Source organism: Streptococcus sp. HMSC034B05 (genome assembly GCF_001809055.1).
GTDB lineage: Bacteria > Bacillota > Bacilli > Lactobacillales > Streptococcaceae > Streptococcus > Streptococcus constellatus.
In genome coordinates this window covers 52,767-65,895 of the sequence record NZ_KV795612.1, presented here as the reverse complement: position 1 = coordinate 65,895, position 13,129 = coordinate 52,767, and the positions used below count along the sequence as shown (strand labels likewise).

The following is a 13,129-nucleotide window of genomic DNA, read 5'->3' as shown; positions in this document are numbered from 1 at the left end:
TTATATACACTAAGCTCTTATTTTTCTAAATAATCCTTCATTTCTTCTAAAGGAATCTGATAAATGGTTGCCGTGCCCAATTTTGGAACAAGAACCAATTTAATCATCTTTCCTCTAGTTTTCTTATCATGAAGTAAAGCTTGATAGAGTTCTTCCTGACGCCAAGGTTGGTAATCAGTCGGGAGACCAAACTTACAACACATCTTCTCAATCTCTGTGGTTATTCCCTTAGGCATTAGTTTTTCTTTTTCTGCCACGCGCGCAACCTGGACCATTCCAATAGAAACAGCTTCTCCATGCATGACTTTTCCATAACCTGCAGTCGCTTCTACTGCATGACCAATAGTATGCCCAAAATTTAGATAAAGACGCACTCCATTATCAAGTTCATCTTCTACTACTAATTTGCGTTTGACATTGCAAGAATGATAAATGATACTTTCTGCGTGCTCTAAAATAGACTCTGGACTACCGTCCATATCAGCCAGTTCCTTCCACAACTCTACATCTTCAATCAAACCATACTTGATAATCTCTCCCATACCTTCAATCAGCTCCCGTTGTCCCAAAGTTTTTAAAACATCTGGATCGATCAGAACTCCGTCCGGCTGAGTAAAAGTTCCCACCATGTTCTTTGCCCACGGTGTATTGACACCCGTTTTCCCACCGATTGAAGAATCTACTTGAGCAGTCAAACTAGTCGGTATCTGTACAAAATGAACACCCCGCATATAAGTTGAAGCCGCAAAACCAGCTAAATCACCAACCACACCACCTCCCAAGGCTACAATACCATCGCTACGGGTCAATCCAACTTTTGCTAAAAATTCATAAACGTTAGTAGCTGTTGTTAAATTTTTACTGGCTTCACCTTCCAGAAAATTAAACACAAATACTTCAAAACCTGCAAGCTCTAAACTACGTTTGACTGTTTCAGCATATAGACTTGCCACATGATTATCAGTGATGACAACAAGTTTTTGATCTGACCACAAACTTGCCAGCCATTCTCCAGCCTTTGCTAAAATCCCCTTTTCAATGATAATATCGTAAGGATGATTGGGGAGGTTCACATTTAATTTCATAGGCAACTCCTTAATTGTACTTCTGTTCCAATGCCTGCCAAATTTCCTTAGTTGGCATATCTTTTCCTGTCCACAATTTAAATGCTTCCGCGGCTTGATACAGTAGCATACCTAAACCATTAACGACTTGCACATTTTGTTTTTTTGCCCATTTTAAAAATGGTGTTTCAAATGGCTGATAAATCACATCCGCCACAAGGAGTGATTTTGATAAACGAATAGTGCTAGGTACGGGTGATGTCTTTTCGTCCATCCCTAGACTGGTCCCATTGACCAACAAAGCGGAAGTATTAAGCTTTTCTTGCAATAATTCTCTTTGTTCTAATGGTAACACTGAAATTTTCGTGCTAGCTGCCTGCTGAATTTGTTTCATTTGCTGTAAAACACGCTCAAAAGAAGTTTTCCTCGTAAACACAAAAATCTCATCAGCACCTTCTAAAACAGCCTGTACAATAATGGCTGTTGCAGCTCCACCAGCCCCAAGTATAAGCATTTTTTTGCCTTTGATGACAAAAGATGGCAAGCTCATAAAAAATCCCTTACCATCTGTATTATAACCAATTAATTTCCCGTTTTGATTTACGACAGTATTCACTGCCCCTATCATCTGTGCAGCCGGTGTGAGCTCATCTAAAAAAGGAATCACAGCCTGTTTATAGGGCATGGACAAATTAATCCCAAACATATTATAGCGGCGAATATTTTCAACAGTCGTTTTCAAGTCATCTTCTGAAATTTCCCAAGCTACATAAACTCCATTAACGCCCGCTTGCTCAAATGCCGCATTATGAATAAAAGGAGAAATACTATGTTTGATTGGATTGGCAACAACTGCCGCTAAACGAGTATAGCCGTCAATTTTCATTCAAAATCTCCTGAATTTGTTTCATATTAGCAAGAGAAATTTGCCCTAGAGCACTAGACTCATCTAAACTAGCAAAAGACCAGCTTGAGCCTGTCAAATCCGCTGTTATTCGTGAAATTTTTCCAATTTGTCCCATAGAAATCGTCACAAAATCCTGATCTGGATTCAATGTTTTAAAGCCACGCGTATAGTTCATCAAATCCAGTACATCTTGCTCACTATGCGCCATAACAGAAACTTTTACTACTTTTGGAGTCAAACTGGTCAATTCGGATAAAATTTCCATCATATTTTCAGGCGTTTCTTCAAAATTGTGATAACTCAAAACAAGATTTGGAAAATCCAACATTTCCTCAAATCTATCTTTATGAGAAAAATATTCAAAATCAATATAATCGGGTTGATATATTGTTGAAACTTCCTTAAGGATAGAAATATATTCATCATCCGTCAATTCAATCTTTCCACCCTCCCCAATTGTTCTCAGAGTGAAAATCAATTCACGACCAGCAAATTTTTCAAAAATAGCAGGCGCAACAGTCAGAATATCATCTTTTGCTAAAAAATCAGCGCGCCATTCAATAATATCCGCGTCATTATAGCGCAAACTATCAATATTTTGCGCTTCTTCTAAATTTTTAGGCATCACTGATACGACTAATTTCATTTGTCCACCTTAATGGTAAATACCTTGAGGTAATTACTTCTTTCATCTTTCTTATTATAAGTAAAATCTGCTGGCAAACCGTATTCTTTCAGATAACGGTGCTTGCTTCCTGCAAAACCTTTTTCAATTTCTTTTTTAAACTTACTACGTGAAATATTTGCGGCATTCGTACTAGCAATAATCATTCCGTGAGGATTTAAAATTTCTAAAGACTGAGCAATCAACTTATGATAGTCCTTAGCCACTGAAAAAGTTTGTTTTTTATTTCTTGCAAAACTCGGCGGGTCTAAAACAATCACATCATAGGTCAGACCATGTCGCTTTGCATATTTAAAGTAGTCAAACGCATCCATCACAAAAAATGTATGATGACTCAGATCCAAACCATTCTCTTTAAAATGCGCTTCAGATAGCTCACGACTCCGTTTTGCTAAATCGACAGAGGTCGTCTGACTTGCTCCTCCCATGGCTGCCGCAACCGAAAAAGCTGCCGTGTAAGAAAACATATTTAATAGAGACTTGCCAGTTGCTAGACCATCTGCCAGGCTACCACGAACCTCATGCTGGTCAAGGAAAATTCCTGTCATCAAGCCATCGTTTAGAAAGACTTGATACCGAACACCATTTTCTAAAATAGTGAAAAAAGCCGAAGCCTCCTGCCCATACAAATGAGCAGACTCAACATCTAATCCCTTAAATCGAATTTTCTCATACGCTCCTGCAACTTCTGGGAAAACGTGTTGAAACGCTTGAACAACGGTCTCTTTCATTTCGTAAACAAAGAGATTATACCAAGAAAAGACAGCATAGTCTTGATACAAATCTATTGTAAAACCGCCAAATCCATCTCCTTCTTGGTTAAAAAGACGGTAAGCTGTCGTCTCTTCAGATTGTTGATAAACTTGTCGTTTTTCTTTAGCACATTGGAATAGCTGACAGAAAAACGAGACATCTAAAGTTACTTTCTTATGTGAAATAAACCACCCAATCCCTTTATTTTGCTCCGATAAGTATCCGATGCCTATAAATTGTCCTTTTGTATTTGCCAATTCTACGGCTTGATCATGAAAAGGAAGAGAAGGGAAATCTTGTTTTTCTAAAACAAATTGTCCTTTTTTTATCTTTTTTTCGGTGTAAGAAGGAATCGTAAGCTGTTTCATAAACTCTATTATATCAAATGTTATGAATTTTCTCAAAAAAATGTACTGCTTATTACAAAATGATTGCAAGAAAATGGTGATTTGTAAAACTTCTATTTATTTTCAGTCTATAAAAGTTCTACTCTGTTTTTTATCTGATAAAAGCAAATGCGACATTTTAAATTACCTACTTAAAACGAAAATATGTTATACTTAATAGTGAAAATTTTAGGAAATAAGACAAGGAAGTACAATTTGTGAAAAATATGACTAGGAAGATACTCAACTTCATGAGTACAAGACTAGGTTTTGTCTTGACCTTACTGACTCTTTATTGGCTTAAAACCATGTGGGCCTATTCTGTTGATTTTAATCTTGATATTCAAGGTGCATATCAAGTCTTTCTCGCTATGATCAATCCTATCCCATTAGGGTTGTTATTAATTGGGCTAGCGCTTTACATTAAGAAAACCAAGATTTTTTATATTCTAGCCTTTTCTCTTTACACTTTATTGTTTGTTTGGCTCATTTCAAACTCCATCTATTATCGAGAGTTTAGTGATTTTGTCACTGTCAATACTATGCTGGCTTCAAGCAGTGTTTCTGCTGGTCTAGGAGAAGCTGCGCTTGAATTATTTAGAGTGAGTGATTTGATTTACATCATTGATTTTCCAATTTTAGGTTTTCTTTTTTATAAAAAATGGATTCGATTGGATGACCGTTCTTTTAATAAGCGAGCTAGCTTTGCCATTACCGCACTATCTAGTATGCTCTTTTCTGCCAACCTCTTTTTGGCAGAAATTGACCGACCTGAATTGTTAACGCGCGGTTTTTCAAATTACTATGTTGTCCGTGCATTGGGCTTACCTGCTTTTCTTGGGTATAGCGCCAATCAAACATACAGTGCCAATAAAGAACGCTCCAAAGCAAGTGCAAATGATTTGAAGCCTGTTGAAGAATATGTCAAGTCACACTATGCGGAGCCAAATAAAGAATATTATGGTATTGCTAAAGGAAGAAATGTCATCTACCTTCACTTAGAAAGTTTCCAACAATTCCTGATTGATTATAAATTGAAATCTGAGGGTAAAGAATATGAAGTAACACCTTTCCTTAACTCACTTTACCATTCAAATTCAACTTTATCCTTCTCCAATATCTTTAATCAAGTCAAAGCTGGGAAGACTTCTGATGCCGAAACCATGTTAGAAACTGGATTATTTGGACTCAATCAAGGTTCTTACATGGTAAACTATGGTGGAACAAACACGCAGCAAGCTGCTCCATACATCCTTTCAAAAAACGGTTATAATTCTAGTGCTGTTTTCCATGGAAATGCTGGTAGCTTCTGGAATCGAAATACCACCTACAAACAATGGGGATATAATTATTTCTTTGATGCAGCTTATTTCTCCAAACAAAATAAGACCAACTCTTTCCAATATGGTCTGAATGATAAGATTATGTTCAAAGATTCCATTAAATATCTTGAACATTTGCAACAACCTTTCTATGCAAAATATATCACCGTTTCTAATCACTATCCTTACACTACTAGTTTGATTGGTGATGAGACTGGCTTCCCGCTTGCGACAACAAAAGATGAAACCATTAACGGCTATTTTGCAACAGCAAATTATCTGGATTCTGCGGTTAAATCATTCTTTGATTATTTGAAAGCGTCTGGACTTTACGAAAATTCCATTATCGTACTATACGGAGATCACTACGGTATTTCAAATTCTCGCAATCCATCACTTGCACCTCTGCTTGGCAAAAACTCTGAAACTTGGTCTAGTTATGATAACGCTATGCTCCAAAGAGTTCCTTATATGGTTGTTATTCCAGGAATGACAAAAGGGAAAATTGTCAATACTTACGGAGGACAGATTGACCTCTTACCTACTTTGGAACATTTGCTCGGTATTGACTCCAAACAATACTTACAAGTTGGACAAGACTTATTGTCACCCAAACATCAACAAACTGTTGCCTTTCGTTCATCAAATTATTTCGTGACTCCTAAGTATACAAGCTACAGTGGACGTACTTACTATACTGAAACAGGGCAAGAAATTACCAATCCTGATGAAACAACCAAAGCAGAACTTGAAAAAATTCGCAACACAACTAATGAACAGTTGAAGATGAGTGACTTGATTCAAACAGGAGACTTGCTTCGCTTCTACAAAGGAAATAATTTAGGAAAAGTGAATCCTAAAGACTATTCTTACACTAATTCACTTAAATCATTATTGTCCATTGAGAAGAAAAAAGACACCGAATCTACAAGTCTTTATAGCAAACGCGGTGGAAATTCAACTGTTGATTTGTTCAATTCACCAAGTTATCGAGCTCTTCATCCGGAACAATTTGAATCAACCAGTAGTAACAGTTCTTCCTCATCGACAGAAGAATCAAGCTCTTCATCTAAATAATTAAAAATCCCATACAAGAAATTTAATGGCTTGTATGGGATTTTATAATGGAATGAAACATTTAATCAAGAAACGTTTTGATGACTTGATTAACACGATCAAAATAAAACTGCTCTTTATCATAAGTGATACCGGTTGCTTGTGCTAGCAAAATCAATATTTCCATAAAAAATTGAGAAGAAAACCCGGTAGTGGAGTACAATTCTTCTTCATCAAAATGCTTAATCAAATGTGCCAAAGGATTTCGAACAGATTTCTCCAACTTTCGCAACTCTTTGACCATTATCTTGACTTGCTCTGACAAATCCAGTAGCAAAATCAAACTGGCTAGACTGGAAGAATGAACAGTGCTTTCGGCATGAAAAGTGCTCAAAATGGGGTGCCCTGTATTTTTCATCTTTTCAAAATTCCAACGATCGTAACTCGCTTCTCGAGAATTATGAATATAAGATTCAATATCAGGAATTTCCATCTTGATCAAACGCATAAAAATCCGATAAATAGCTGGACTAACGGCACGAATAAAATCAATCACTTGTTCATTTTTAAGCTTCGCTTCTAAATCATAGAGATAATTTGCTAATTGCTCATCTTCCTCAGACTCATGACAAAAAAGTTGAAAATCATTTCTAATTTCCAACTGACATTCCATAGCAGGGCGGATATTTAACTCTCTCCGTTCTGCCATAATATACAAAAGTTCAATTAGCTTTGATCCTGCATCGTTCAATCTTTGGGCTAATTTATAGGCATGAGCATAATCATAGCGAGAAATAGCATACACTATCTCTTCTTTTAGATCTAAATTTCCAAGCATCACTCTGAAATAATCGTTTCTAAGCCGACTTTCATCATATCTGTGAAAGTCGTTTGTCGTTCTTCTGCTGTTGTATCTTCATCTGGATTCACCAAGCTATCTGAAATAGTCATAATACCGAGTGCTTCAACATTATATTGAGCAGCTAAATAATAAAGAGCTGCCGCTTCCATTTCCACAGCCAGAACCCCCATTTTACCAAGTTCGATATTTTTTTCACCATAGTTTGAATAGAAAACATCTGACGATAGGACATTTCCAACATGCGTTGTCATACCAAATCCCTTAGCAATATGATAAGCCTTATCCAACAGATGAAAACTTGCAATTTGCGGAAAATCATATTGAGGCCAATCATTACGAATGATATTTGAATTTGTCGCTGCTGCTTGCGCCAACACCAATTCACGTACATGAACATCTTTATTCAACGAACCAGCAGTTCCTACACGAATTAAACGTTTCACACCATAGTTCACAATCAATTCATGCGCATAGATAGAAATGGACGGAATTCCCATTCCAGTTCCCATCACACTAACACGATGACCTTTATAAGTCCCTGTATAACCAAACATGTTGCGAACTTCATTGAAGCACACAGCATCTTCTAAGAAATTTTCGGCAATAAATTTAGCACGAAGTGGATCTCCAGGTAGTAAAATTTTATCAGCGATTTCGCCTGGTTTTGCTGCAATATGGATTGACATAATTAAGATACCAAACCCGTAAAAATCTGAATCAAAAACACTCAAAGTTATCAATTTCTTAAAAACTTTTTCTTTTCAGAATGGATTTTGTACAGGTTTTATTCCTTTCGTTTTAATTGATTATAGAAAAGCGAAAATAAAGCAAGCTCCACTCTCCTTTTCTTCTAAATTTTAGTTATTTTTACAATTCTGCAAGGATTGCTTTTACAAGTCCTTTGAAGTCTTCTTTGATTCGTTCAGTCACTTCCACCACTTCTTCATGGTTTAGCTCGCTTTGGAAACCAGCTGCAAAATTGGTGATAGCAGAAATTCCCAATACTTTCAAGCCTGAGTGGGCTGCCACAATTACTTCTGGAACAGTTGACATACCGACAGCGCTAGCTCCTAAGGTTTGGAAAGCGCGGATTTCAGCTGGCGTTTCATAGGTTGGACCGGTAACACCCAGATAAACTCCTTCTTTCAAGTCAACACCTAATTTTTCGGCTACAGCATGCGCTTTTTCACGATAAACTTTTGTATAAGCATCAGACATATCTGGGAAGCGTGGTCCAAATTCGTCTAAATTCGCTCCAATTAGAGGATTTTGTCCAGTTAAATTGATATGATCTGAAATAGCCATTAAAGTGCCAGGACCATATTCAACCCCTCCGGCAGCATTTGTGACAATGACACCTTCACAGCCTAGTGCTCTCATCACACGAACAGGGAATGTCACCACTTCCATCGGATTTCCTTCATAAAAATGGAATCGTCCTTGCAAAGCTAATACTTTCCGGCCTGCTAAATCACCATAGACCAATTTACCGGCATGCCCCACTACTGTTGAGCGACCCCAATTGGGAATATCCGCATAGTTAATACTGACAGCATTTTCAATCTCACCAGCTAATTCTCCCAAACCAGATCCGAGAATCAAGCCAAATGCTGGTACAGTAATTCCTTTGTCTTTTAAAAACTGTGCTGTTTCGTTAATTTTATCCATTAAATTCATATCATTTCTCCTCACTCTTATCATTTATTTCCCTTTTAGCATTTTGTCTGTAAGGGTAGTGAAATATTAAGCTATTTGTGACATTTGTTAGAACAACTTATTTATATACTCTAACATTTTTACTTTCATAAAAATCAGCATTTAATGTAGTACCAATTCAGTCTGAATCCATGACAACGACATGAAGATAATTCCATGTGACATAAAATTTTACTCTCCTTTTTATTTTGCTTTAGTTGATTTTAAAATTTGCACGCCATTTTTTCCAGCAACAATGACCATATCCACCATTTGATTAAAGAGTCCATGTTCCACAACACCGACTACATGATCTAATTCTCGCCCAAATTCAACTGGATTTTCAATCACACCTAAGTCAAGATCGATGATAAAATTCTGCATATCAGTGACATAGCGCTTGCCATCTTTTTCACGAAATGATGGTTTGTAGCCTGCATGTTCAAAACGACGAAAAAGCTGTTCTGCACCATATTGCACCACTTCTACCGGTAATTTGAACGCACCTAATTCATGAACCATTTTACTTTCATCCACTACCCAAATGTAGGTCTTTGTTGGAGTTGCAACAACCTTTTCCATAAGCAGGGCGCCACCGCCACCTTTGATACCATTAAAGTCAACGTCCACTTCATCAGCTCCGTCAACTGTCACGTCCACTTCTGCTACTTCATCAATCGCTTTCAATGGAATTCCCAAATTTCGAGCTTGTTCACTTGTCTCACTTGAAGTAGTGACAGCAGTAATATTTAACTGTTCTTCCTTGATACGGCGGCCAATTTCTTCTACAAAATAATAGGCAGTCGAACCAGTGCCTAAACCAACTACCATTCCATCTTTCACATATTCTGCAGCTTTGATTCCTGCCATTTTTTTGAGGTTTTCCATTTTTACTCCTTTAATCAATCTGCTTCTAGTATACCATGATTTAGCAACTTTAGCACAAAAAAATGAAACCACTTTCTTGTAAAATTATTATTTTTTACCAAAAATTCTAAAAGCCGAATATTCCTTTTTTCTTTATGATAAAATGTTAAAAATCCTTAATTTTTTCTATTATAATTTGATATTTCAAATGAATAACCGAATAATCTTTTTTATTTAGTTTATCTTGTTGAAAAAATGATGAAGAGCTCTCTTGACTAAAAATAGCATGTGAAAATCTTGCGACAAGCATTGTTTTGCGTTACAATGAATAGAGAGTACATTTGAATACATTATATAAGGAATAAATGATGATTACCAAAGAATTTGATACGATTGCTGCTATCTCGACTCCTCTTGGTGAAGGAGCTATCGGCATTGTTAGACTAAGTGGAACAGAGAGCTTTGCGATTGCCCAAAAAATCTTCAAAGGAAAAGATTTAAGCAAGGTTGCCAGCCACACACTTAACTACGGTCACATTATAGACCCTCATTCAAACCAAGTGCTAGATGAGGTCATGATTGGAGCGATGCGTTCTCCCAAAACATTCACACGCGAAGATGTGATTGAGATTAACACTCACGGAGGGATTGCTGTGACTAACGAAATCCTCCAATTAGCTATTCGAGAAGGAGCCAGAATGGCAGATCCTGGTGAATTTACCAAGCGAGCCTTTCTCAATGGACGTGTAGATTTGACACAAGCTGAAGCGATCATGGACATTATCAGAGCAAAAACGGATAAAGCTATGAATATTGCTGTCAAGCAATTAGATGGGTCTCTATCCGATCTCATCAATAATATACGTCAAGAAATACTTAACACGCTGGCTCAAGTTGAAGTCAATATTGACTATCCAGAATATGATGATGTTGAGGAAATGACGACCAAACTTCTGTGTGAAAAAACGGCTGACTTTGAAGAATTTTTAACTCAACTTTTAAAAACAGCACGCCGAGGTAAGATTCTACGTGAAGGAATTTCTACCGCTATTATCGGCCGCCCTAATGTTGGCAAATCTAGCCTACTCAACAATCTTTTACGTGAGGATAAGGCTATTGTGACAGATATAGCTGGCACCACTCGTGACGTCATTGAAGAATATGTCAACATTAATGGCGTGCCATTAAAATTGATTGATACTGCCGGTATCCGTGATACAGATGATATTGTCGAACAAATTGGAGTAGAGCGATCCAAAAAAGCTCTCAAAGATGCTGACCTTGTACTTCTTGTGCTAAATGCAAACGAGCCCTTAACAGAACAAGACCATAAACTTTTAGAAATCAGCCAAAACACCAATCGTATCTTGCTACTGAATAAGACAGACTTGGACGAAAAGATTGAAACTACTCAACTCCCAGATGATTTTATCAAGATTTCGGCTCTTCAAAATCAAAATATTGATAAAATTGAAGAACGAATCAATCAACTTTTCTTTGAAAATGCTGGCATTGCAGAACAAGACGCTACTTATCTCTCGAACTCTCGTCATATCTCTCTAATCGAAAAGGCCATCGAAAGTCTTCATGCTGTTAATGAGGGACTAGATTTGGGAATGCCGGTAGACTTAGTTCAAGTCGATCTAACTCAGACGTGGAGAATCCTCGGCGAAATCACAGGGGATGCAGCTCCTGATGAACTCATTACTCAGCTTTTCAGCCAATTTTGCTTGGGAAAATAACAAAAGATAAATTCAGTTGAAAACAATCAAACTCCATGATTTTTAAGAGTTTTTCTGTAGAAATCATAGAGTTTTTTATTGTGTTCATAAAAAAAATAGAGTGATTCAGGCAATCCGAGTTGTCTGAATCACTCTTTTCTTATACTAAATTAATAAAATATCAAAATATATATTCTTCATTCTTATCAGAACAAGTACAACCTACGCTCTGATTGTCATAAATGGTGATCCCTCTGTATTGTCAGTTGGATCCAAACTCCGTACTCTAAATAAATAATCTACTGAATAATAGCCATTATTACTAGCATTATAAGGATCCATTACATAGGTCATTCCGTTGTTATAACCTTTCATGATTAATTCATGTGTGACAGGATAATTTGCAAACACGCTGGTTCCTACTGCACCAAGCACATGATGTCCCATAGCAAGTGCTTCTCGCACAGCTGCAGTTGACCCTAAAGTCTCTGTTTTTAGGCCCCAATGCCGTGCTGCTAATACAATTCCGTGGCTCGTTGTTCCGTAACTTCTCTTATTAAATTCATTCGTAGAGTGATAGAGATAGTCGGCCACAGTCGTTGGCAAGACAGTCTGTCCTGTAATACCAGAAATTGCCATAGCGACTGTCGTTGGAACGCAGCCTGTTGCGGCAAACGTATAGCCACCATAAGTTCGTCCTGCCCAACGACTATCACGTTGAGAATAATATGGTGTTTCATAGACTCTTTTGCTAACTTGAAGTTTAATTCCCCCCACACCAACTAATTGACCATCATTTTGGACATAATATAGATGGACATTGTATTCACCAGTGGAGTTTTTATGATTACTAGCATTGACAAATAATTTATAAGTTCCATCAGCTTGTTTTGTGGCTGTGTACCAAATAACATCATCTTGTCCATTGACACTAGACCAAGTTGGTAGTTTCACTTCACGAACACCATTGGGACTGAAAACATTGGATACGACAACTTCAAAAGTTCCTGTGTTGGGATTGTTGTTTTGAATAGTGATTTTTCCAGTTGGTTTCAGTTTTTCTGGAGAAATTGTGACATTGGTTGATGTACCACCTACTCCAATCAATGTTCCATTATTTTGAACATAGTATAAATGAACATAATATAAACCGGTTGAATTCTTATGATCACTTGCTTTAACGGTAACTTTATAGGTTCCATTGGCTTGCTTGGTAGCAGTGTACCAAATAATATCATCCTGACCATTGACACTAGACCAAGTCGGTAATTTTACTTCACGAACGCCATAAGGACTGGAAACACCTGATACAATCACATCAAAGGTACCAGTATCTGGATTATTGTTTTGAATGCTAATTTGTCCTTGTGGCTTAGCTAAAGAAACAACTGTTTGTGTCCCTGCTACACCAACAATTTGTCCATTATCCTGAATATAATACAAATGAACGTTATATATACCTGTTGAATATTTGTGATCACTAGCTCTAACAGTTACCTTATAAGTTCCATTGGCTTGCTTAATCGCCGTATACCAGATAATGTCATCTTGACCATCTACATTAGACCAAGTCGGTAATTTTACTTCACGAACGCCATAAGGACTGGAAACACCTGATACAATCACATCAAAGGTTCCTTTATTAACATCTTTATTTTGAATCGTTAATGTACCTTTTGGACGTGCAATTGAAACTTCTGTCGTTGTCCCGCCTATCCCAACGATTTTACCATTGGCTTGAATATAATACAGATGAATATGGTATAAACCTGTACTTCTTTTATGATCACTTGCTTTAACGGTAACTTTAT

11 protein-coding genes are annotated in these 13,129 nt (G+C 37.1%); 2 read left to right on the top strand and 9 right to left on the bottom strand.

From position 1 onward, the window contains the following. Positions 1-17 precede the first annotated feature (17 nt). Genes aroB through HMPREF2542_RS05600 form a run of 4 tightly spaced genes read right to left on the bottom strand, consistent with a single transcriptional unit; the run spans position 18 to position 3,777 of the window. Complete coding sequence (gene aroB, locus HMPREF2542_RS05615) at positions 18-1,085, bottom strand: 3-dehydroquinate synthase (RefSeq protein ID WP_058669678.1); 1,068 nt, start codon at positions 1,083-1,085, stop codon at positions 18-20. Between the two features lie 10 nt (positions 1,086-1,095). Further along, the gene (locus HMPREF2542_RS05610) at positions 1,096-1,950 is read right to left on the bottom strand and encodes a shikimate dehydrogenase (RefSeq protein ID WP_058669679.1); all 855 of its coding nucleotides are present in this window, start codon (positions 1,948-1,950) and stop codon (positions 1,096-1,098) included. Beyond that, positions 1,940-2,617, bottom strand: a complete 678-nt coding sequence (gene aroD, locus HMPREF2542_RS05605; RefSeq protein WP_058669680.1) for a type I 3-dehydroquinate dehydratase — start codon at positions 2,615-2,617, stop codon at positions 1,940-1,942. Before aroD ends, HMPREF2542_RS05610 begins: the two co-directional genes overlap by 11 nt. After that, a complete protein-coding gene (locus tag HMPREF2542_RS05600) occupies positions 2,614-3,777 on the bottom strand; it encodes a class I SAM-dependent rRNA methyltransferase (protein WP_039677255.1) in 1,164 nt (387 codons plus the stop codon). Before HMPREF2542_RS05600 ends, aroD begins: the two co-directional genes overlap by 4 nt. Before the next feature lie 245 nt (positions 3,778-4,022). Between HMPREF2542_RS05600 and HMPREF2542_RS05595 the strand changes: the two genes are divergently transcribed. Beyond that, complete coding sequence (locus HMPREF2542_RS05595; RefSeq protein WP_020997944.1) at positions 4,023-6,194, top strand: LTA synthase family protein; 2,172 nt, start codon at positions 4,023-4,025, stop codon at positions 6,192-6,194. 61 nt (positions 6,195-6,255) lie between these two features. Here the strand turns inward: HMPREF2542_RS05595 and HMPREF2542_RS05590 are convergent, their stop codons facing one another. The 4 genes from HMPREF2542_RS05590 to rpiA form a co-directional block, all read right to left on the bottom strand. Further along, positions 6,256-7,011, bottom strand: coding sequence for a hypothetical protein (locus tag HMPREF2542_RS05590; RefSeq protein WP_037596626.1), 756 nt, complete (start codon positions 7,009-7,011; stop codon positions 6,256-6,258). Continuing rightward, a complete protein-coding gene (deoD, locus tag HMPREF2542_RS05585) occupies positions 7,011-7,721 on the bottom strand; it encodes a purine-nucleoside phosphorylase (RefSeq protein ID WP_020997945.1) in 711 nt (236 codons plus the stop codon). The genes HMPREF2542_RS05590 and deoD overlap by 1 nt, the downstream gene beginning before the upstream one ends. 181 nt (positions 7,722-7,902) lie before the next feature. Further along, a complete protein-coding gene (locus HMPREF2542_RS05580; protein WP_058669681.1) occupies positions 7,903-8,712 on the bottom strand; it encodes a purine-nucleoside phosphorylase in 810 nt (269 codons plus the stop codon). 222 nt (positions 8,713-8,934) lie between these two features. After that, entirely contained in the window at positions 8,935-9,618 is a 684-nt protein-coding gene (rpiA, locus tag HMPREF2542_RS05575; protein WP_003068551.1) for a ribose-5-phosphate isomerase RpiA, read from the bottom strand. A 347-nt stretch (positions 9,619-9,965) separates the two neighbouring features. Between rpiA and mnmE the strand changes: the two genes are divergently transcribed. Next, a complete protein-coding gene (gene mnmE, locus HMPREF2542_RS05570) occupies positions 9,966-11,339 on the top strand; it encodes a tRNA uridine-5-carboxymethylaminomethyl(34) synthesis GTPase MnmE (RefSeq protein ID WP_070484489.1) in 1,374 nt (457 codons plus the stop codon). A 201-nt stretch (positions 11,340-11,540) separates the two neighbouring features. On the opposite strand, the gene HMPREF2542_RS05565 is transcribed toward mnmE, so the two are convergent. Beyond that, positions 11,541-13,129, bottom strand: a 1,589-nt coding sequence (locus HMPREF2542_RS05565) for a GBS Bsp-like repeat-containing protein (protein WP_186822133.1), incomplete at its 5' end; no start/stop codon positions are given.

Coding starts and splice junctions, on each gene's coding strand:
- aroB (WP_058669678.1), bottom strand. CDS start 1,085: ATGAAATTAAATGTGAACCTCCCCAATCATCCTTACGATATTATCATT.
- HMPREF2542_RS05600 (WP_039677255.1), bottom strand. CDS start 3,777: ATGAAACAGCTTACGATTCCTTCTTACACCGAAAAAAAGATAAAAAAA.
- aroD (WP_058669680.1), bottom strand. CDS start 2,617: ATGAAATTAGTCGTATCAGTGATGCCTAAAAATTTAGAAGAAGCGCAA.
- mnmE (WP_070484489.1), top strand. CDS start 9,966: ATGATTACCAAAGAATTTGATACGATTGCTGCTATCTCGACTCCTCTT.
- HMPREF2542_RS05590 (WP_037596626.1), bottom strand. CDS start 7,011: ATGCTTGGAAATTTAGATCTAAAAGAAGAGATAGTGTATGCTATTTCT.
- deoD (WP_020997945.1), bottom strand. CDS start 7,721: ATGTCAATCCATATTGCAGCAAAACCAGGCGAAATCGCTGATAAAATT.
- rpiA (WP_003068551.1), bottom strand. CDS start 9,618: ATGGAAAACCTCAAAAAAATGGCAGGAATCAAAGCTGCAGAATATGTG.
- HMPREF2542_RS05610 (WP_058669679.1), bottom strand. CDS start 1,950: ATGAAAATTGACGGCTATACTCGTTTAGCGGCAGTTGTTGCCAATCCA.
- HMPREF2542_RS05580 (WP_058669681.1), bottom strand. CDS start 8,712: ATGAATTTAATGGATAAAATTAACGAAACAGCACAGTTTTTAAAAGAC.
- HMPREF2542_RS05595 (WP_020997944.1), top strand. CDS start 4,023: ATGACTAGGAAGATACTCAACTTCATGAGTACAAGACTAGGTTTTGTC.